Origin of the sequence: Catellatospora sp. KI3, from assembly GCF_029948125.1 — a bacterium.
Lineage (GTDB): Bacteria > Actinomycetota > Actinomycetes > Mycobacteriales > Micromonosporaceae > Catellatospora.
Map to the genome: position 1 here is coordinate 55,780 of NZ_JASAMB010000004.1, position 19,022 is coordinate 74,801.

Annotated in this window: 19 protein-coding genes and 1 pseudogene; 7 read left to right on the top strand and 13 right to left on the bottom strand. The window is 67.4% G+C overall.

The genetic code is table 11. The annotated features are described in order from the left end of the window. Positions 1 to 23: 23 nt before the first annotated feature. The gene (asnB, locus tag QEZ54_RS08730) at positions 24 to 1,895 is read left to right on the top strand and encodes an asparagine synthase (glutamine-hydrolyzing) (RefSeq protein WP_281303993.1); all 1,872 of its coding nucleotides are present in this window, start codon (positions 24 to 26) and stop codon (positions 1,893 to 1,895) included. Between the two features lie 770 nt (positions 1,896 to 2,665). Further along, complete coding sequence (locus tag QEZ54_RS08735) at positions 2,666 to 3,121, top strand: hypothetical protein (RefSeq protein WP_281303994.1); 456 nt, start codon at positions 2,666 to 2,668, stop codon at positions 3,119 to 3,121. Between the two features lie 398 nt (positions 3,122 to 3,519). Here the strand turns inward: QEZ54_RS08735 and QEZ54_RS08740 are convergent, their stop codons facing one another. Continuing rightward, the gene (locus QEZ54_RS08740) at positions 3,520 to 3,939 is read right to left on the bottom strand and encodes a hypothetical protein (protein WP_281303995.1); all 420 of its coding nucleotides are present in this window, start codon (positions 3,937 to 3,939) and stop codon (positions 3,520 to 3,522) included. Positions 3,940 to 4,619: 680 nt separating this feature from the next. Here QEZ54_RS08740 and QEZ54_RS08745 point away from each other — a divergent pair. Together QEZ54_RS08745 and QEZ54_RS08750 are read left to right on the top strand one after the other, a co-directional pair. Next, positions 4,620 to 5,846, top strand: a complete 1,227-nt coding sequence (locus QEZ54_RS08745) for a hypothetical protein (protein WP_281303996.1) — start codon at positions 4,620 to 4,622, stop codon at positions 5,844 to 5,846. Beyond that, positions 5,839 to 7,734, top strand: coding sequence for a dynamin family protein (locus tag QEZ54_RS08750; protein WP_281303997.1), 1,896 nt, complete (start codon positions 5,839 to 5,841; stop codon positions 7,732 to 7,734). Before QEZ54_RS08745 ends, QEZ54_RS08750 begins: the two co-directional genes overlap by 8 nt. On the opposite strand, the gene QEZ54_RS08755 is transcribed toward QEZ54_RS08750, so the two are convergent. The 4 genes from QEZ54_RS08755 to QEZ54_RS08770 all read right to left on the bottom strand — a co-directional run bounded on the left by QEZ54_RS08755 (position 7,728) and on the right by QEZ54_RS08770 (position 9,272). After that, the gene (locus QEZ54_RS08755; protein WP_281303998.1) at positions 7,728 to 8,024 is read right to left on the bottom strand and encodes a hypothetical protein; all 297 of its coding nucleotides are present in this window, start codon (positions 8,022 to 8,024) and stop codon (positions 7,728 to 7,730) included. The two genes, QEZ54_RS08750 and QEZ54_RS08755, sit on opposite strands and share 7 nt — an antisense overlap. Before the next feature lie 171 nt (positions 8,025 to 8,195). Beyond that, the gene (locus QEZ54_RS08760) at positions 8,196 to 8,390 is read right to left on the bottom strand and encodes a hypothetical protein (protein WP_281303999.1); all 195 of its coding nucleotides are present in this window, start codon (positions 8,388 to 8,390) and stop codon (positions 8,196 to 8,198) included. Further along, entirely contained in the window at positions 8,378 to 8,710 is a 333-nt protein-coding gene (locus QEZ54_RS08765) for a hypothetical protein (RefSeq protein ID WP_281304000.1), read from the bottom strand. Before QEZ54_RS08765 ends, QEZ54_RS08760 begins: the two co-directional genes overlap by 13 nt. A 151-nt stretch (positions 8,711 to 8,861) precedes the next feature. Continuing rightward, positions 8,862 to 9,272, bottom strand: coding sequence for a hypothetical protein (locus QEZ54_RS08770; RefSeq protein ID WP_281304001.1), 411 nt, complete (start codon positions 9,270 to 9,272; stop codon positions 8,862 to 8,864). Positions 9,273 to 9,737: 465 nt separating this feature from the next. Here QEZ54_RS08770 and QEZ54_RS08775 point away from each other — a divergent pair, with 465 nt between their 5' ends. Then, positions 9,738 to 10,943: a ScyD/ScyE family protein gene (locus tag QEZ54_RS08775; RefSeq protein WP_281304002.1), complete on the top strand. Its 1,206-nt coding sequence runs from the start codon at positions 9,738 to 9,740 to the stop codon at positions 10,941 to 10,943. Between the two features lie 224 nt (positions 10,944 to 11,167). Here QEZ54_RS08775 and QEZ54_RS08780 read toward each other — a convergent pair. Next, positions 11,168 to 11,585, bottom strand: a pseudogene (locus QEZ54_RS08780) (recombinase family protein); the annotation flags it as partial. Positions 11,586 to 11,666: 81 nt separating this feature from the next. Further along, a complete protein-coding gene (locus QEZ54_RS08785; protein ID WP_281304003.1) occupies positions 11,667 to 12,497 on the bottom strand; it encodes a hypothetical protein in 831 nt (276 codons plus the stop codon). Positions 12,498 to 12,727: 230 nt separating this feature from the next. Between QEZ54_RS08785 and QEZ54_RS08790 the strand changes: the two genes are divergently transcribed. Together QEZ54_RS08790 and cutA are read left to right on the top strand one after the other, a co-directional pair. Next, complete coding sequence (locus tag QEZ54_RS08790; RefSeq protein ID WP_281304004.1) at positions 12,728 to 13,024, top strand: hypothetical protein; 297 nt, start codon at positions 12,728 to 12,730, stop codon at positions 13,022 to 13,024. A 60-nt stretch (positions 13,025 to 13,084) separates the two neighbouring features. Beyond that, entirely contained in the window at positions 13,085 to 13,417 is a 333-nt protein-coding gene (gene cutA / locus QEZ54_RS08795; RefSeq protein ID WP_281304005.1) for a divalent-cation tolerance protein CutA, read from the top strand. Here cutA and QEZ54_RS08800 read toward each other — a convergent pair. From QEZ54_RS08800 to QEZ54_RS08825, 6 genes are all read right to left on the bottom strand, one after another. Next, the gene (locus QEZ54_RS08800; protein ID WP_281304006.1) at positions 13,414 to 14,409 is read right to left on the bottom strand and encodes a hypothetical protein; all 996 of its coding nucleotides are present in this window, start codon (positions 14,407 to 14,409) and stop codon (positions 13,414 to 13,416) included. The two genes, cutA and QEZ54_RS08800, sit on opposite strands and share 4 nt — an antisense overlap. 386 nt (positions 14,410 to 14,795) lie before the next feature. Continuing rightward, complete coding sequence (locus QEZ54_RS08805) at positions 14,796 to 15,305, bottom strand: flavoprotein (protein WP_281304007.1); 510 nt, start codon at positions 15,303 to 15,305, stop codon at positions 14,796 to 14,798. A 50-nt stretch (positions 15,306 to 15,355) separates the two neighbouring features. Then, positions 15,356 to 15,937, bottom strand: a complete 582-nt coding sequence (locus tag QEZ54_RS08810) for a flavoprotein (RefSeq protein WP_281304008.1) — start codon at positions 15,935 to 15,937, stop codon at positions 15,356 to 15,358. Next, positions 15,934 to 17,229, bottom strand: coding sequence for a hypothetical protein (locus QEZ54_RS08815; protein WP_281304297.1), 1,296 nt, complete (start codon positions 17,227 to 17,229; stop codon positions 15,934 to 15,936). The genes QEZ54_RS08810 and QEZ54_RS08815 overlap by 4 nt, the downstream gene beginning before the upstream one ends. Positions 17,230 to 17,529: 300 nt before the next feature. After that, positions 17,530 to 17,730: a DUF397 domain-containing protein gene (locus QEZ54_RS08820; RefSeq protein WP_281304009.1), complete on the bottom strand. Its 201-nt coding sequence runs from the start codon at positions 17,728 to 17,730 to the stop codon at positions 17,530 to 17,532. Then, positions 17,723 to 18,598 carry a helix-turn-helix transcriptional regulator gene (locus QEZ54_RS08825; RefSeq protein WP_281304010.1) on the bottom strand — a complete coding sequence of 292 codons (876 nt, stop codon included), beginning with the start codon at positions 18,596 to 18,598 and terminating at the stop codon, positions 17,723 to 17,725. The genes QEZ54_RS08820 and QEZ54_RS08825 overlap by 8 nt, the downstream gene beginning before the upstream one ends. Positions 18,599 to 19,022: the final 424 nt, after the last annotated feature.

Below are 19,022 nucleotides of genomic sequence, written 5' to 3' on the forward strand. Positions count from 1 at the left end.
CGTATCCCGCAGGAGTCTTGATCATGTGTGGAATCACCGGCCTGGTGGCCTGGTGGCAGTCCCCCACCCGCAACCAGGTCGTCGTCACCGCGATGACCGACACCATGCACCACCGCGGCCCCGACGGCCACGGCATCTGGAGCACCGACCACGTCTGCCTCGGCCACACCCGCCTGGCGGTCGTCGACATCGCCACCGGCACTCAGCCGATGGTCGTCCGTCGCCCCGGCGGGGGCGAAGTCGCCATCGTTTTCTGCGGCGAGCTGTACGGCTACCAACACCTGCGCAGCCAGCTGCAGGCCGCCGGGCAGGTGTTCACCACGGCCAGCGACACCGAAGTGGTGCTGCGGGCCTACCTGCAGTGGGGCGAGCGGTTCGTCGACCGGCTGACCGGCATGTACGCCATCGCGATATGGAACTCCGACGCCGAGAGCCTGCTGCTGGTCCGCGACCGGGTCGGGATCAAGCCGCTGTACGTCGCCCAGACGGCGACGGAGCTGCTGTTCGGATCGGAGATCAAGGCGCTGCTTGCCCATCCGGGCGTCGACGCCGAGGTCGACGCCGACGGTCTCGCGCAGCTGCTGGCGATGGTGCCGATGACCTCCCCCGGCAATGCCGTCCTGGCCGGTGTCGAGGAGCTGCCGCCGGGCACCCTGCTGCGCTACGACCGCAGCGGCGTCCACCGGCGCCGGTACTGGCAGCTGGGCACCGTCCCCCATCAGCATGACCGCCTGGCCACCGTCGACCATGTCCGTGATCTGCTGCAGCGGTCGGTGCGCGAGCATGTGGACGCTGACGTGCCGATCGGGGCGCTGTGCTCCGGCGGCGTCGACTCCTCCGCGATAACGGCACTGGCCGCGGCTGCGCTCGAAGACCCAGGGCTGCTGGCGTCGTTCGACATCGAGCACCACGGCGCGGCGGTGGCGTCGAGCTCGTTCCACCGCGGCCACGACCACCCGTTCGCGGTAGCGGCAGCCGAGCACATCGGCAGCGACCACCACACCGTGCGGGTGAGCACCGACGACCTGCTGACCGCTCACGACCGGACCCTGCACGCGATGGACCTGCCCAGCCTCAGCGCCATCAACGTGTCCCTCGCGGTGCTGTTCGCCGAAGTCGGCGTGAAACGCAAAGTCGTCCTGTCCGGCGAGGGCGCCGACGAACTCTTCCGCGGCTACACCTTCCACGAACCGCCGCCACGGCGTCCGTCCGCCGGTATGCCGTGGGCGGGCGCCTACCAGCCGCTGACGCACCTGCTGCGACGCGACGTCATCGGCCAGGTCAGGCCCGGCCGCTACATCGACCAGCAGCGCCGCCAACTGCTCGACCAGCTGCCCGTCCCCCGACGGCGAGCCCGCTCGGGTACGGCGGCTGCGGGGGGTCATGTGGCTGACCTGGTCGCTGTACCTGCCGTTCCTCCTGCGGCGGACCGACCGGTTGAGCATGGCCGCAGGCGTCGAGGCCCGGGTGCCGTTCCTGGACCACCGGCTCGTCGAATACCTGTGGGCGGTCCCGCCGCAGTGGCACCGCGACAGCGCCATGGAGAAGACGATCCTGCGGCAGGCGGTCACCGGCCTACTGCCCGAGCAGATCGTGTGGCGGCCCAAGTCCGGTTACCCCGCATCAATGACGGCCGAATACCAGACGGCGCTGTGGCGGCGTGCCCGCGATCTGATCGCGACTCCTTCCTCTCCGGTGCTGGAGCTGGTGTCCGTGCGGACCTTCGATGCCTACCTGGCTTTGCACGACGGAGACCTGTCCGACTGGACGGCCGTCCAGCACGTGGCCTACGTGCTGGAACTCGACGCGTGGCTGCGCATCAACCAAGTGCGGATCCGTTGACGACTGCACGGCACGCAGAGCGTGCAACGGCTACCGGCTGGCTGCTCTCTTAGCCGCCGCGAACGTACCGACCAAGGAGAACTCATGACCTCCGTGCGACCTGTGCCGCTCGGCGGCCGCCCCGTTCCTCGGAAGCCGCCCCGCCCGATGCCGTGGGCATCTTCGCCTGGCCTGTTCACAGGCGTCACCACTGTCGGCGATAACGGATCGTGCGGGCCAGGGCCGGGGTGGCCGCGATGACTTGGCATCCCCGTTCCGCTCGGGAGATCGCGCTCGCTGCTCGTAGGCGCGCGACTGCCGACCCCGCCAACTTCGACGACATTGCCCAGCCGTCTGCGCGTGCTGCCACTCGCCGCGGTTGGCGAGTCGCCGCGCTGGCGTCAGCCGCGCTGGCTCTCGGTGCTGCGTGGTACGGGCTGCCGCTCCCGTCGGTTGTCGGTGGGCTGCTCGTGCTGCTTCTTGCCTTTGTGCCCACGGTAGTTCGCACGGGCCGGTCATGACCTCGGCTGCGCTGCAGAAACCTCTGGCGATGGCGACATTCTGTCTCGGTGTTGCGGCCGATGCCGCCGTGAGCGCGCCGGCCGTTTCGGTTCTGCCCGAACCAACCTGCTCGGCGGGATTACGGCCCGCTTCGCAGGTCGAGTGCGGCGGCGGTGTCGGCACCACGCCGCCGCACTTCTGTCCGGTGCCATCACACCCATCAGGAGTGGGAGCAATGATCGCTTCTCCGTCGAATCCCCGTCCCGGCCGGCGCCGGGCACTACGGTACGGGCTGGCCTGCGGCCTCGCAGTCGTGGTGGCCGTCGTCGGCCTGACCTCACCCGTGCAAGCATCGGACCCCGCTGGCCGCTACGACGGCTGGTGGAACTCCGAGATCGGCGGCTGCGGGTCCAACATCCGCGTCGGCCCCGTGAAGTCGATCTACGACTCGCGTGGGGTCTACTACGGCTGGATGGAGCAGCGCTGGGGCAACAGCGGTAACTGCTGGGGCTATCAGTGGGTCAAGGTGCACATCACCAAGACCCTGCCCATCGACTCTTACTCCGGCGGCTCGCCTGGAGCATTAACCCTCAACATCAACAATAGCCAGGCCAGGCCGTACCGGTCGGCGGACTGGGTCACCTACCGCAGCGCCATGGCGGTCGGCACCTACAACTCCAAGGTCCTGTACGCGCCCCATGACCAGCTCCAGGGCGTCGTCTCGGTCCGGCCGTGTGTCGGCGACGGCCTGTGCGGGAATGGCAGCGCGACGCTCCTGTTCGTCGCCTGGATGGCGTAAGGGCCAGGAACAGTGCGGTACCCGACGGACTACTGCCCTGGGGTGCGCGCTGCCTCTTCCAACGGTCCGGGTGGACCGCTCTCCCGGACCGTTCGCACGCCCGAGGTATGGCTGACGAGAGCGCCGCGACCAGCGGCAGCGGCCTCGTCGGGGCTACCCATAACCCGGCCCGCTGCCCATTCAGCCGCTGCGACCCATCATGCGTCAGGCTTTGATGTCCGTCTGCTTGCGCGCACACGGGCTTCACTGATAATCATCATAGTAAATGCGGTGCGAGCTGGTGTGGTGGGACGGCTGTGGGATGACGTCCCACCACACCATTGCCGCTTAGCCAGTGCCTTCAATGCCGCGGCCGCGTGCGCCGCGCATGGCGACTCCTGATCGCCGCCTACCTGACCTCACATCGCCTGGTCGGAGGTGAACCTCCGGCGGATGGCCACCAGGTCCGCATGAAGCCGGTCGACAGCCGCAGGGATCGCCGCCTCCGCCGGCACATGGGGGTCCAGCCACGGCCAGCCGTCAACTTGATAGTGCGTCAGCCCTTCATGGACCGTCTCACCGACGACGTAGGACAGGAATTGGTCGAGCCATCCGGCCTCGTCACGTGGCTGGCCGTCGTCGGGAGCGTCCCACTCGCCAGCTGACTGAACCTGGCCCCCGTATGCGCACGGAATCGGCGGACCCGACATCGAACCGATGCCGATCTGCCGCGGCACGCTGGTGTGGTCGTAGGTCAACCGGAACGAGATCCGTGCTGCCGCCCGCCGTGCCGCCTCGTCGGAAGCCTCCTGAGGGGTCGGCTGTGGCGGGTCATTCATGGCTTGAGATTAGCCGTGAGACCGGACATCCAGTGCCGGGTCGTATGTTCAGCGGCAAGCCGGTACACCGTGAGCACCTCCCTACCCACGATCGGATGAAGTCAGATCGAGGCCGTGGCGCTATATTGGTACCGACGGGTTCGTTCTGGCTGCTTCCCCCGTTCTCTGGGGGCGGCGTGGGGGGGCGGTTCCTGCTGATGCAGTTCGTCGCCCGTCTGGGTTGAGTGTTGCAGTGCAACAGTGTTGCATGTGGCGGACATGCCGGACCTGAATACAGCTCCCGAGGTTGTCGTTCCCCCGTGCGCCAACCTCGGTTCCGTTTCGGGTTGTTGTTAAGGATCTTGCGGCCCACTGGCAACCGGATGACATCCGTCCCAGTTGCTTGGCGTGGTGGGGTTCTCCACCCATCGCGTGCTACGTCGATGGCTGGACCCATCGGACGGCCCGGCCGAGCGCTGGCCTCAGCACCCCCGGCCCTGCCCAGATCTGCCTGGTCTTCGTAGAAGGCGTCCGGTGAACCAGCCACTGACCTGTTGAAGGTGCGTGGGCGTAGTGGCTGTGGAGGCGCGGACGCCGCCGGGATCCGTGCGGTGCGATACCGGGCTGGTTTTAGAGGCGTAGCATCAATGTGGACGGTGTCGGCGGGCGGCCCGGTACGCCGTGACAAGGGCTTGGGAGGCATGGCGTTGGCCGACTTGTTCACGATTGGTCTGGGTTCCGCCGCGCAGGCTGTGGCGTCGCTATTCAACACTCAGCAGCAGATCAAGGCGAGCCGGATTGCCCGTGCCGAGCAGCGGACGTTCGAGACCGCGCAGGCTGACCGGCGTTTCCAGCGCGAGTTGGTAGTCGAGGCGATGCGTACGCTGCGCCAAGAGGAACTCGCCGAGTTGGAGGCTCGGCTTCGTCGCGAGGGCGCCCTGGCCGCGCTGCGGGACCGGACCACCTTCGACACGTATCCGATCGAGGAGGGCCCCGGCCATCTGCGTGGGAGTCTCGAACTGATCGCCCCGGACCTCTCGGCGCTGCCACTGTTGGTCCTGCTGCCCCGGGCCCACGGCACGACCGAGCCGCAGTGGAACGGCCTGCGGCATGCGATCGTGGACGCGCTGCGCCGCCAGCTCGTCGCTGATGGCCTGGTGCTGCTGTACGACGCGATGCGCACCCTGTCGTGGCCGCATGCCGGACTGTACTGGAATGACCTGTACGGCATTCCCACGCTCGTGGTTCAGACGACGTTCTTCCAGGACAAGCTCGATATCGGATTGGGCGGCTGTCACTTGAGCCCGGGTGCCGCGGCTGAGCCGATCCGCAACGTCTACCGGCACCGTCTGGTCGGGCCGGAGTTCTGGACGCCGGAGATCGTGGCCGAACTGAACGCGGGCGTTCCCGCCAGCCATCAGTTCGTGGTGCCGCGCTCTGACGCTGGTCGTGTGCAGGTGAATGTCGATGTGGCCGCCCGCGCTGTCAGCGCAGTGGTGACCGCGGCCGTCGATGCCTATTACCTCGGTAGCCGGGGTGGATACCGGGCGCGGTTCGACGAGGCCGTGGCCCTGCTCGGGCGTGCGGCTCCACCGGACTGGCCGATCGATCTGGGGGTGCCATTGGCCCAGGTCGCCGATCCGGCGTTCCACCTGCTCCAGGTGGCCTCGCGGCAGTCCCGCCGCGGTGATCCGGCCGGTGCGCTGGCCACCGTGCGCCACGCCCTGGCGGTCCTGGCGCATCCGGACTACGCGATGATCGGCCCGCCGTTCCCGCCCGACGATCAGCTAGCTGTGGCGCTCGCCGAGGCAGGTCTGGGATACCGCGAGGAATTCGGGGTCGCCATGGCGTCGATCCGCACCGCTGGCGCTGACGACCAGGCGTCCGGCCGCGACCTCGCCGCGCTGGAGGCGATCGGTGATGCCTGAGCAGACCGGCGGCGCCGTCGAGGACGTCGGCCGACTCATCACCCTGATGCGTTCGTGGGCAAGGGAGCTGTCCAGGCCACCCGAATCGATCCGGGATGCGATAGACATCGCACTGCTCGCCCACGAGCGGGGCCACCTGGTCATCGCTGGCGGTGAGGGAGCCGGAAAATCCACATTGATCAACGCGCTCCTGGGAGGCGAGGTCAGCCCGACTTCGGACGGCTGGCCGGGCACCGTCGCACCGGTGTACTTCAGCCACGGACCGCAACGCACACCCCGGTACCTGCTTGTGCTGCACGCCTCGGACGGCACGGTCGCCGAGCGGGAGACCGACCGTGCCGGCTTCGACCGCCATCTGCTGCAGGAGCACAACCCGGACAACACTCTCGGTGTGCTGAGGGGCGAGGTCACCCTCGACCATCCGCTGCTGCGCTCCGGGCTGCGCCTGGTCGACCTGCCAGGTGCCCAGGGCGTCTCCGCCCAGGTCGCCGAAGCGACTCGGCAACTGCTCACCGGAACGGCCTGCACTCTGGTCCTGGTGTCGCTCGGCCGAGTCAGCCTGTCCGTCCTCGCCGACGTCCTGCGCGACATCCAGGCCAGCCATCACGACATCCACCTCGCCGCGGTCGTCATTAACGAGATCAATGCATCCGCCGTCGGCCCGGACAGACTGGCCGCCAACCTGGAAATGCGCCGCCGGGCCGTGCGGCAACTGCTGCCGCAGTCGACCGACGACACGGACGTCTTCGTGCTGCACCTGCTGTCACTGGCCGGGTCAGGCACCGATCCGACCGACACCGCCGGGGCAGGCTCCGACCAGCGCGAGCAGTGGGACGAGTTCGTCAGGCGCGTCACCACCCGCGCGCGGGACAACGGGCACACCGTCGCCGTCGCGGCAAGCCGCCGGGCGCTGCGGCTGCTGGACGCCGCCCTAGCCGAGCGCGCCGCGATCCTCGACGACCTGCGGTTCGGCCGGATGAGCCGAGCCCAGCGCGAAGCGCTCGCGCAGCGAGCGCTGACGACCGCCATGGCCGGCGCCCCCGGCGCCGCCACCCGGGCGGAGGAGAGCACCCGCGCGGCGGCCTGGGCTGACGTCGAAGCGGTGGTACGTAGGCACTCCGAAAGCATCCGCGCGCTGCTCGACCGACACGAGTCCCAGGTCGCCGCGCAGGCAACGCTGCCTTTACAGCAGGCCAAGGCCATCGAAAAGGAGATCGAGGAGGCGCTCGCCGCCGCGACCGCCGACATCAACGCGGCCGTCGCGCGCTCAGGGGACGACCTGATCGCCGCGCTGCTGACGGTCCACCACGACGCTGTCGAGACGTTCGGCAGCGTGCTGCCGACCGTCGAACCGGTGGGCGACCCGAACCTACAGGTCACGGCCGGGAAGCCGGAAATCGGCGCCTACACATCCTTGAGCTCCGTAGCCCGGGCCATCCTGGCTCGCCTGATCGAAAAAGGCGGTAGCCAACGCTGGCGGTCCGCCAGCGCTCAGGTGTTGACGGCCTCCGTTATACCGCTTGCTGCCGTCCTCTGGCCGATAGGCATCGTCGCGCCGTTTACCTATTACGCGATGGGAGGCAACCGCAGCGACACGCTGCGGGCGGTTCGCGAACTGCGCGCTCAGATCATCACGAACCTCGCCACCGGTGAATCCGGAAAATTGCGAGCCTCATGGCTGGCGAACAGACGGTCGATGGCCCACGCCGTGGCGAAACAGATCCGAGAGGACTTAGTGGCGCTCGGTGGCCGGACTGTCGAGGGTACCGACGGAGTCATCGTCGGACTCGCCGCGCAGTACGAAGCGGTCGTCCGCGCACGTGCGGAGATCGCCGCTCGGATGCCGCGATTGGAACATCCAAGCGGCGGGGCCCCGAACTCTCAGTAGTCCACCGAGGCGTCCCCACCCCACGACGACGACTCGGTATGTGTGCCGTCATCGATCGACTCTTGCCTCTCGTAGTAGGCCTCAAGGCTTACGGAGATCGTACTGTCGGCCCCGTCGGGCGCCCACGAGTCGGGGTAGTCGATGATCACGGAGCCGCCGTAGGTATCCCGGTCGGTCGTGGTGCCGCCGTCGATCGCATGGCTTTCCTGGTGGTACACCTCGCCGCTGATATCGACCGAGCTGTCCTCGGCGGTCGCGTCGTCGGTCGAGGGCATATAGGAGTCTTCCATGGGTTCATTCTGCCGTGTTCGAGACCGGCGAGGATCGGCCGAGCGTCGCGGAACTCCGCCACCCGACGCCACATTACGCATGACTTCTCGCGGCAACGATGGCAGGGTGCGGCGCGACAGTCTTCGTCCTCGATGCGTTCGTTGAGGCGAGCTGTGCCGTTCCTACGCCGGTTATCGCACCGAGTTCATCTGGATCATGAGGTCTCGGTTGGTTGCACGGGCTGCGGCGAGGTCGCGGTCCCGCTCGTCCAGTCGCGCGACGAGTGCGGCGTTGCGTTGTTGCAGTTCGGTGTTGACGTGTTGCAGCGCCTCGATGTCCAGAAGTGCACCGAGGCCTGATTCCCGCCACGCGTTTACGCCCACCATCTCGGATAGGCGCCACTCCGGGAGTTGGACGCGATCGAAGGCGCTTGGCTCGTGCTCGGGGTGTTGGCGAGTTCGGACTGGATCGTGGTGTTGCTGAGGCTCAGGCCGGTGTGGGTTGTGGTGGTGCTGGTCTGCGCCTCCTGGAGCGGTTGCAGGAGGTCTGCATGGCGGTAGAGGTATGAGCGGTCGACGCCGGCCGCGCGGGCGATGGCGGAGACGCTGAGGTCACCGCCGTGGCGTCGGGTGTGCTCGATGGTGGCTTGGACCTTCTCGCGACGGCGCAGGGCGGCTTGCTCGCGTCCGCGGCCTGCGGCGTTCATGCTGCCCTCACTGACCGGAGTTCGTCGTAGTGCGGCCGGATGGGTGTGACCCGGAGGCTGAGTCGGCCTTGGCGCACGACCGCGACAGCCTGCTCGATCTGCTCGCGTTCGGCGGCGCTGAGGTCGTCGAGGTCGGCCTTGATGCGGCTGATCAGGTGTTGAGGCTGGTGATCTCCTGGCTGGAGGGCAGGGCCTCGGCGCGTGCCCAGTCGTCGGCGTCGATGCCGGTGGCGAGGATGCGATCGCGGTTGCGGAGGTCGGTCAGGTATGCCTCCAGGTCGGGAAGGTAGGAGGCGTCGGTGCGGAAGTGGCCGCAGCCGACGCAGCGGAAGCGGATGGGGCAGGCGCCGCCGCCGGCGCTGACGTTGCTGGGCTCGCTGCATCCGCCGTAGGGGACGGCGACCTCGCTGATGGCCAGCCTCATCCTTTCGGCGTCGAGCAGGGCGTGCGCGTCCCGCCAGATGCGGTCGCCGTGGCGGTTGAACTGCATGAGCCCGACGCGTTCGACCGCGTCGCGGCGTCGCTTTTCGCCGATGTGGTAGTAGCGCGGGGTGGTGTCCATGCGCAGGTGGTCGAGCAATTCGCCCAGGACGTCGACCGGACGTCTGCGTCGGCGTGGCGCTGCGCATAGGTGTGCCGGTAGGCGTAGATCGAAATCGTGTTCATGTCGAACGGCAGGGCGACCAGCTCAGCCCTCCCGTCGATGGTCGTTTCGACCGAGACCTCGATGTTCACCGTGCGGCCGAGTTGCGGGCTGGTCGGTGGGTGGGTGTGGTCAGTGTCCCCACGCCCGCTCATGCGGCCGGTTCGACCGTCGCCTGTGAAAGGCACTCGGCTGGCTCACGCCAGCCGAGTGCTTCGCTAAGCTCGTCGCAACAGTCAACTGACCGCGTGTTGCGATCATCGCTGGAATCCGCCCTCATCACCGGAGTGCGCTGAGCGCACTCTGGAAGTAGGTCCGCTGCCGCCCGACTGCTTAGCGTGAGATCGCTTCCTGCCGAGATCACCGATCGGAAAGTGGACACCCATGATACGAGCTTCGCTACGGCTGGGCGGCACGGCGCTGGGCGCCGTGCTCACTGTGACCGGCCTGGTCGCCGCCCCGGCCAGTGCCGGGCAGCCGGCACCGGCCGCGCAGACGGTGACCGTCGTCGCCTCCGGACTCGACAACGCCCGCGGCATCCTGGTCGGTCCGGGCGGGGTACTGCTGGTGGCCGAGGCGGGCCGGGGCGGCGCGGGACCCTGCGTCCCGGCCCCCAGCCAGCCGCAGTTGCAGATCTGCCTGGGCCAGTCGGGTGCGGTCACCGCGGTGGTACCGCCCGGTGTGCTCTCCTTCGGCCAGCCCCGAGCCAACCAGTCCGCGCAGTGGCGCCAGTACCGGGTGGTCACCGGGCTGCCGTCGCTGGCCGGCGACGACGGCTCGGCCGCGCTCGGGCCGGAGCGGCTGTCCTTCTCCGGCGGCCGGCTGTTGGCCACCGTCAGCCTGGGCGGCAACACCGCCATGCGGGACGCGCTGGGTACCGGCGGCGCGCACCTGGCGCACCTGCTGGAGCTGCGCCCGGGTGGCAGCGGCACGCCGTTCGCCGACATGCTCGCCTTCGAGGCGGCTAACAACCCGGACGGCCCCTACGGCGGTGTGGTGGACAGCAACCCGTGGGGGTTGGTGAGCCTGGATGACGGCCGGACCATCGTCACCGACGCGGCCTCCAACGACCTGGTCACCGTCTCGGCTACCGGCCAGGTCAGCCTGCTGGCCGTGGTACCGCCCAGCCAGGTACCGGCGCCGCCGTTCCTGGGGCTGCCGGCGGGCACCCTGATCACCAGCCAGTCGGTCCCCACCGGCATCGTGCGCGGGCCGGACGGCGCATTCTACTTCGGACAGCTGACCGGCTTCCCGTTCCCGGTGGGTGGGGCGAACGTCTTCCGGATCACCGCGGCCGGTGCGCTCAGCACGTACGCCACCGGCTTTACCAACGTCATCGACGTGGCCTTCGACCGGCGCGGCCGGCTGCTGGTGCTGTCCTACGCCAAGGACGGCCTGACCAGCACGCTGCCCGGCGCGCTGCCGGTGGGCTCGCTGACCCGGATCAACGCCGACGGTACCCGCCAGGAGCTGGCCGCCGGCCAGTTGCTGGCTCCGGGTGGGTTGGCGGTAGGCCCGGATGACGCGATCTACGTGGCGAACAACTCGGTGACCGCCGGGCAGGGTCAGATTTTGCGGATCACCGGTTAGCCACCGGCGGCCCGGGGCGCTCAGGTAACGCTGTTCGGGGGAGGCTGAGGGTGCCGCGCGGCGAGCTCGTAACGGGCCCGGACCGCCGCGCGGTCACCAATCAGGGACGGCTCGCGCTGCGCGGCCTCCAGCTCGGCCATGGCGGCGCTGGGCCGCGCACCATGGCGATGGCCACGATCCGGCCGAGCGCGACCATCGGCCCGGGGGCGAGGGTGCGCAGCGGGTCGGCCGGTATACACCCCACGCTGCTTGGCCACAGCGATGCCTTCGCGCTGGCTTTCGAGGATCAGGGCTCGCTCGAACTCGGCGAAGGCGCCCATGACCGACAGCAGCAGGGTGGCCATCGGCGAGTCCCTGCCGGTGACGGTCAGGCTCTCCTTGACGAACTCCACCCGTACGCCCTTGCCAGTCAGTGTCCGCACGAGCCGGCGAAGGTCGTCGAGGTTGCGGGCGAGCCGGTCCATCGAGTGCACGAACGCCGTGTCGCCCTCCCGAACGAACGCGATCAGCTCGTCGAGCTTCGGCCGGGCGGTGTCCTTGCCGGACGCCTCGTCGGTGAAAACCAGTTCGACATCGACGCCGTCGAGTTGGCGCACGGTGTTCTGGTCGACGGTGCTGACCCCTGATGTAGCCGACTCGCATTTTCAGTCCCTACCAACCGCGACTGTCGGGTTGAACTCCAGGAGCCTGCTGGACACACGTCAGGAAATTCTGGAACGGACTTCATCTTGACGCAGCTTGTTGCTGATGAGCGATGTGGTGTTGGGGTGTACCCCAACACCACACCCACATCAGGCCTGTCACGAAGGAAATTGCGCGCTCGCCTTCACCGCCGCCCGCCGCACGCCCGCGTCGGCGTCGGTGGTGGCGCGGTCGCGCAGCCACGGCAGAGTGCCCGGGTCCTCGGCCCAGCCAGCCACGATCGCCGCCACCGCGGCTGCTCGGGTAGCCCAGTGGGGACTTGTGGCAGCGCGGCGGAGGGTGCCGAGGTGGTGGCGATTGAGTGTGGCGTGAAGGGTTGCGACTGTTCTGGCTGCGGTGTGCGTAAGGGTGTCGGTGAGCCTGTGGATGGAGCGCTGGTACCAGTGCAGGTAGAGGTCGGCGGCGGGCCAGGTCTGGCCGAAGTCTCGCCAGGTGGGGGGTCAGCCGGTCGACGGCATCGGGCAGCGGCCGATCGTAGCGTCGCTCGCGGGTGACGGTCTCCTCCAGCAGGGTGGTCAGTGCCCGGGTCAGGGCGGGTGCGTGCGGTGCCAGGATCGCGGTCTTGCGGATCTCGGTGCTGACCTGCAACGCGAGCAGCAGATGCCGGGGAACCTGGGGTCGTAGCCGCCAGTGCGGGTCTGCGGTCAGTAGCCGGGTGATGGCCTGGGCGGCAACCTTGTCCGGGATGATGCCGGTGAGCAGGAGCAGCACCTCGGCCCAGGCCGGGTCCTGCCAGCGCTGTTCGTAGACGGCCAGGACCTGTTCGTGGGTGAGGTCGAAATCGGTCAGGCGTCGGGCGAGGTCACCGGCGGTCAGGTACTCCAGGAACGCCCGGTGGACGAACCCGTACACCTCCGAGCCGAACCGGGCCAGGATGAAGTATGCATGGCGCGAGCGCGTCAGCTCTACCGGAGGCGAGCAGCACCCGCACCCGTTCCCGCAGCACTGGATCGGCGTGCAATGCTGCGGCAAGAGCGGCGCTGTGTTGGAGCAGGTATCGGACGTAGATGGGGATTCCCTGCTCGGCGCGCAGCGGCCGCCCAGGCTGCGGCGAGGGTCCGGCACTAAGCGGCTGCCTGGCTATGAATGCGAACCCACGGACCGCTCAATCAGCACCTGAACGCTCACGACGGGAGCGCCCCGAGCTGACGCTGGGCCTGCTCGACGGCATCTTCGAGCGCCGCGACCTCGACAACCTGCTCACCTTGCTGGCTCCGGCTAGCGACGTACGCGCGCATCTGCGCCGGCGGGGCCACAAGAGCAGATCGAATGCGTGGTGGCGGCGACAGGCCGCCACCACGCATATCGCCGCCCTTTTTCTTGATCCCGACGGCTGTGGCTGGAGGCCGGGGCGATCTGAACACCATCGTCAGCCGTGACGTAGAGATCTGGCCGAAGCTAGGCTTTCAGCGTTCGCACCCGCGCTACGGAGGATCACAGTGACCGACTACCAGTACGCCCAGGTAGTAACAACGACCGACTCGCGCGAGGCCGCAGACGCTCTGGCACGCAGCGCCGTCGAAGCACGCGTCGCCGCATGCGGTCAGGTCTCAGGACCGATCACCAGCACCTACTGGTGGCAGGGCAACGTCGAGACCGCCCAGGAGTGGTACGTCACCTTCAAGGTCACCAGCGACCGCTACGCCGACCTTGAGCAGCACATCCGCGACAACCACAGCTACGACGTCCCCGAGATCGTCCTACTTCCCATCCTCGCCGGGAATCCTGCCTATCTCTCCTGGGTCGGTGAAGAGACAGCGCCGAGGGGTTAGGCAACGGTGGCCAACAGCCGGTCATCCAGTTCAGCCAGTGCCGGATCGCTTCGCTTACCCACGATCATGAGGTGAAGCTCGCGAAGGCGCTGGCGGCCCAAGCTCGCCTCTTGGCTGATTGTCTGGTCCAGCGCCTGATGGCCGAGCACGGCTGCACGATCATTTCGGCCTCGCTGGACCGCGGCGGCAGCCACATCGGCGAGGATCACCGCTTTGATCTTCGTATCGGTCGACGGAAGCGCGGCGACCACCGCATCGGCCGTCGAGTCCAGGTCGGCGTGATCGAGACGCGCGTACGCCGTGACAGTCATACTCCCCAGACGCGTCGGCGTGAAGAAGCCCGTCCATGAGCGCTCCCGATACGGATGCGCGTAGTCGTAGGCCGTCATCGCGCGTTCGAGTGCCCGCAGCGCTGCCGTCGATTCTCCTAGGGCCGCGCCCACCTCCGCCTCCCGCGCCGCGAGCCAGGCTCGCGTTCCTGCGCTTCCTTCACCACGCACCAACTCCTGAGCGGCGCTAAGAAGCTGCCGTGCATACGGCAAGTCGCCCGCCGCCTCAGCGCCATAGCTCTGATACGCGAGCACACACGCGTACAGAGGTCCGTCGCCGGCGTCGGTGGCGGCACGGAGCGCGCGGCCGTACATCTCGTCCGCGTACGCGTGCTGTTTGCTGTCCCAAGCGACCCAACCAGCCAAGGCCAATGCCTCTCCGGTAGTCGCAAGGACGCGACGCGCGAACGGCTCGGGCACCTGGCCCGCCAGCCGCCGCAACCGCTGGACGTGTGCACCCAGCTGGGTGGCCAACTGGCTGGCTGGCAGTTGCTCTTCCTGTCGGAACAGCTCTGTCGTGCGCCCTTCCAACTGGCCTAGGGTTGCCTCGTCGAGCTGGGCCGGATGTTCAAGGATGTAGGAGAGGCGTTTCCAGGGCTCGGATGGAAGCGCAGCAGCGATCATCGAGATTCCCGGGAGGGTGAGCGCGGTACGGCGTTTCACGCCATCCACAGTATCGGCCGGGTCTCTCTCAGGCCACGTGCCCTGATCGCCTGAGCGGACGACTCCCGTGGTGACGGCGGCGGGGATGTCGATCGACGGAGGTAGTTCGCGGTCGATGTAAAGTCCGAGCGCACGTTCGTCTCGCCCGTACACCGCGCATAGAGCACGACGATAGTCCCTGTTAGGCCAGCGCCTCTCTCCTCTCTCCAGTGCACCTATGGTGTTCTCCGTGAAACCAGCCCATCGCTGTCGGCGTCCCGCAGCATCATAAATCTTGGCAAGCTCGGCATTACAGGCGTCGGCCACTTCCTGGCGGGACATCGGGCGCCCTGAGCCTGAGGGCGATTTTCGCTCTTCACGGGCGGCACGAAGCTTGGCGTTCTGAGTCATTGGTGCCGATCTCCAGTGCGTTCGGTGAGAGCTGTTGCTATATCGAACGCCTGCTGCCAGGGAAGCCGACCATGACTTCGCCCACCCGCCCCAGGCTCGTGCGGCTCCCACTGGTCGCCTGGCCCGAGGACGCGAATGCCTTCGGATAATAACACTCGTAATGCAGTTTGATACGGCGCACGCCGCGCCAGAGCAGCATTAACGAAGGGCACGACGACGGTCGGCAAGCCCACACCCACCAGCTCAGCAACCACCGCGAGGGCATAGTTGTCGGCGACTCCGGCCACCAGTCTATTGATCGAGTTGTAACTGGCCGGTGCAATGATCATCGCGTCCGCCTTACGAACCATGCGCGTCTGTCCGCAATCTGCCGGTGGCTCGGACCCAGTCCTTGGTCCTGCGCCGGTCATCGACTCGATTCTGCTGACGTCCAAAAGGGCACGGCGTTCGGTGTACCGGTTATCGCACCAGCCCGCTGCCTCAGCGATGTTGATGAGTATGCCCATGTCGGCCGCTGGGGCGGCACCGCATGCGATTGCAAGCAGGTGTCGCGGCATCATGTCCCCCCGCCACGGCCGTCTTCTGATGCATGCGAATCTGCCGCAGTCCGGGCCGTCACACTGATGCCGTTGAGAAGTTCGAGGATGCAGGACCAGTTGAAGGGCGCGTCCGAGTCGGCTGGGCGTAGCGCCTCAGCCGCGGTGAAGCGGACGCCGGCACCGGCAAGCATGTCGAGATTGCTCCTGAAGGCCGGGTGCGCGGCGAGGGCGGACTTCGCGTAGGGGGAGACGACGACCCGTGTACCTGTCCCGAGAGCCTCGTTGAGGATGCCCAGTACGACGGTGTCGTTGATGCCGACAGCCCATTGATTGATGGTGTTAAAGGTTGCCGGGGCGACGAGGATCGCATCAGCCCGAGGCAACGACTTGGGTTCTTGGGGGCTTCGCGGCTGGCTCTTCACCGCATGGCGCGTGGACTTCTCCAACGCATCCTGGTCGACCCACGCGATAGCTGCCTCCGTGAGAACGGGGTAGACGTCCCAGCCAGTGCTGGTCAGCAATTCTGCGAGTTCCTGGATCTTGGCAGCTGGCGGTGCGGCGCACACCACCAGTATGAGAACGGGCCTAGGCTCGGTCATGCTTCCGCCACTCCGGCTCGCTGTGCGAGGGAGCGCAGCCCCGGTGTTTGGCTGGCTCTTTCTCGCCGGATAAGCGTCGTGATGAGCTGCCCCGCGGTGGCGTTAAGCGTGATCGCTTGGGGCACGATCCGTTCGTACTCCAGGAGATGTAGCGTGGCTTGAGGGTCCGAGTTGCCACTGGCGCCGTGGGCCATGGCGAGGTCGAGATGTACCTGGGCGCGTCGGCTGGTCAAAACGCTCGGGAGTTGCGAGGTGTCCATGCGGTCGGCGAACCCGAGAGCTGTCGGGTTGTCGTCCAAGGCGACCGCTACCGAAATCCTGTGTAGGTGGACGTTAGCCGGGCCGAACGCGGTCCATAGCTCGTTGCCGTTGCGTCCGAGTTGGCTCGCGACGGAGTCGGCTGTCTGGATGTACCGCCCTGCGGCGCGGCTGTCACGCCGAAGCGCTGCGGAGAACGCGGCGTGGAGCAGGAGTGCCCCCTGGGCGGACAGGTAGGCGGCTGTGCGGTGCTGCTTGTGGGTGGCGATGACGTCTGCGGCGGCGGCGGCGACGCTTTCAGCTTCGGCGGCGCGGCCTGGTTGCTTGGCCAGTGCACATGCGGTCTGATAAGCCGCCATGGCAACCGACAGCGAATCGGCGGCCACCAGCCCGAAGCATCGCGCACGTTCCGCGGTTACCCAGGCAAGCTCGCCATCTCCGAGTTTGGCGGCGAACTTCGAGGCGAGCAGATAGACGCCACAGACAGCTTTTACCGCTCTGGGAATGGTGCCACTCACCGCGTCTTGGAACAGTGCTTCGGCACGACTGATCAGCGTGGGTAGCTGGTGGAGTTCATTGTACCAAGCTTTCTGGTAGGCGAGGTTGCCGTATACGACACCTGCTTGCAGATCATGCGCGGAGACGGGTTCAGCATTGGCGGGGTGGAGCAGGCTATTCCACATCCGCGCCCGCCATTGGTCGGGCGTGAACAAGGCATCAGGCACGGCCCCAGACTGCCGCAGCCCGTCGTGATCATCATCTGATCGCACAGGGGCAAAGTCCGACTCCGGCTTACCAAAGTCGGCGCCATGCTCAGCCGGGCGGTCGATATAGAGGCCAATGTCTCGTTCATCGGCGCCGAGCACAACGCACAGCGCCCGCCGGTAGTTTTCGTTGGGCCACCGGATCTCTCCGCGCTCCAGAGCACCGATGGTTCTCTCAGTCAGACCGGCCCACCGTTGCCCACCACCTCGTTCGGCGTACGTCCTGGCCAGGACGGCGTTGCAGGCGTCGGCCAACTCCTGGCGCGACATTGAGCGTTCCGAGCCCGACGGGGACAGCAGCGACTTGCGGGCCGCCGCAAGGCGCGCGTTCGGAACGATCTCCCTTCCCACTGCCGACCCCCCAAGATCGATTATTGTCGGTGCGCCCGGCGTCCGACATGGCCCCTGAACTGATGTGCCTATATGGTCCCAGCGCGCCCCAGCTGGTTCAAGCACGGGATCAACGTCCGCGTGGGCGTGCCGCCGATGGGCGCGCCACGCCCCCGATTCACGGGTTTAGCTAACTGGGGCCGCCAGACCCGTGTATGAGCCCGGCGGCCAATCGCAGCGTTACAGGTCGAACTCGCCGTCCCGTACCCCTTCCACGAACGCCGACCACTCACCTGGAGTGAAGACCAGGATGCCGCCGTCGGGGTTCTTCGAGTCGCGGACACCGACCTGCCGATCAGTGCTGGTAGCGACTTCGACGCAGTTGTCGGCGCCACCGCTGCGGGTGGACTTTCGCCATGGACCGAACTGCCGTTCATCCATTGTGAATCGTTCTCCTGATCTCCTCGGCCGTTGCGGCGAGGTAGTCGAGGCTGTCGCCAGGCGACATGGCTGCCTCCTGCAACCGGGCGTACAGGTCGAGGTAGCGGTTGACGTCCGTCTCGTCGGTCAGTACGAGGTCATCGGTCACCGTGTCCACGGCGGCTACCACAGGGTCTTGCGGGTCTGGATACCGGTAGGTGAAGAACGCCGAACGCGGTACGGCGTGTTGACGGATCTCGGCAGCGAGCGGCAGGACCCTGATCGTGATGGCCGGGCGCTCGTGCCCCACCACTACCAGGTGGTCGAGCTGCTGGGCGATCACCGGTGCGGGCGCTGCGTACCGGCGTACCGCCAGCTCGTCGATGATGACCTCGTAGGCGGGGCCATCGGGTCGCTCCAGCACGAGCTGGCGGCCGGCGCGGGCTTCGAGTGCTCGGGCGAGGCTGTAGGTCGCCCCGTCCGGGCGGTCCATAAGGATCCGCGCCTCGGTGTACGGCTGCATTTGGAGCAGACCCGGTAAGTACACCATCTGGTATTCGTGGATCTCGCTCGCGCCAGCTTCGAGGTCGGCGTAGAGCGCTTGGCGCGTGCCCATCTCTTCGTTGAAGGTGGCCCACCATCCGCGTTCCTGTGCGTCGCGGGCGATGGCCATGAGCTGCCGCCATTGCTCCTCGGGCACTGCGAAGTACTTCAGGACCTTGGCGACCAGATCGAGGTTGGGTACGACGCGGCCGTTCTCCAGCTCCGAGATGCGCTGACGTGAAACTCCTACGGCTGTGGCGACGTGGGCGGAGGAGTGCCCCTGGCCGTCCCGGAGCCGGATCAGTTCCTGGGCAAGCCTTCGGCGGCGCACGAGCGGGCTGATCACTACGCACCTCCGAGTACGAGCCATCGCCGGTGGGCGATGGCTCATCGGCTGTGCGGTCAGCGTAACCCCGGATTTCGGTGATCAAGCCTGATGCGTGGTGACGGTCCGTATCGAGGACCTGCTCAGAGGCCATCCGGGTATCAGAACGAGTATCAGACCGGGTGGTAGATCGGGATTCCGGTCTATGTGGACTGTCCGTGAAGGTGGACCTACCACAAGCGATGTACCGATGCCTGGGGTCGCGGCCGAGCTTCCAGCCCGGTCGGGCCACGACCCCTGCGGAGGCAGAGAAGGACGCGTGGTAGGGCGTGCACGTGACGCGTGCGGCTTGACCATACCGGCTTCTCGCCGACGCTCCTAGCGCCCGCCCGCCGTCGTAGCTATGCAGAGCGCGGCGGCGGGCTGGGTCAGACGTCCATGATCA

Excerpts from the sequence above, each read along its gene's own strand:
- QEZ54_RS08810 (WP_281304008.1), bottom strand. The coding sequence starts at position 15,937 with ATGACCGAGCCTAGGCCCGTTCTCATACTGGTGGTGTGCGCCGCACCG.
- QEZ54_RS08765 (WP_281304000.1), bottom strand. The coding sequence starts at position 8,710 with ATGAACGCCGCAGGCCGCGGACGCGAGCAAGCCGCCCTGCGCCGTCGC.
- QEZ54_RS08755 (WP_281303998.1), bottom strand. The coding sequence starts at position 8,024 with ATGGAAGACTCCTATATGCCCTCGACCGACGACGCGACCGCCGAGGAC.
- asnB (WP_281303993.1), top strand. The coding sequence starts at position 24 with ATGTGTGGAATCACCGGCCTGGTGGCCTGGTGGCAGTCCCCCACCCGC.
- QEZ54_RS08760 (WP_281303999.1), bottom strand. The coding sequence starts at position 8,390 with ATGGTGGGCGTAAACGCGTGGCGGGAATCAGGCCTCGGTGCACTTCTG.
- QEZ54_RS08790 (WP_281304004.1), top strand. The coding sequence starts at position 12,728 with ATGAATGCGAACCCACGGACCGCTCAATCAGCACCTGAACGCTCACGA.
- QEZ54_RS08745 (WP_281303996.1), top strand. The coding sequence starts at position 4,620 with ATGGCGTTGGCCGACTTGTTCACGATTGGTCTGGGTTCCGCCGCGCAG.
- QEZ54_RS08775 (WP_281304002.1), top strand. The coding sequence starts at position 9,738 with ATGATACGAGCTTCGCTACGGCTGGGCGGCACGGCGCTGGGCGCCGTG.
- QEZ54_RS08815 (WP_281304297.1), bottom strand. The coding sequence starts at position 17,229 with ATGTCGCGCCAGGAGTTGGCCGACGCCTGCAACGCCGTCCTGGCCAGG.
- QEZ54_RS08805 (WP_281304007.1), bottom strand. The coding sequence starts at position 15,305 with ATGGGCATACTCATCAACATCGCTGAGGCAGCGGGCTGGTGCGATAAC.
- QEZ54_RS08770 (WP_281304001.1), bottom strand. The coding sequence starts at position 9,272 with ATGGACACCACCCCGCGCTACTACCACATCGGCGAAAAGCGACGCCGC.
- QEZ54_RS08740 (WP_281303995.1), bottom strand. The coding sequence starts at position 3,939 with ATGAATGACCCGCCACAGCCGACCCCTCAGGAGGCTTCCGACGAGGCG.
- QEZ54_RS08750 (WP_281303997.1), top strand. The coding sequence starts at position 5,839 with ATGCCTGAGCAGACCGGCGGCGCCGTCGAGGACGTCGGCCGACTCATC.
- QEZ54_RS08820 (WP_281304009.1), bottom strand. The coding sequence starts at position 17,730 with ATGGATGAACGGCAGTTCGGTCCATGGCGAAAGTCCACCCGCAGCGGT.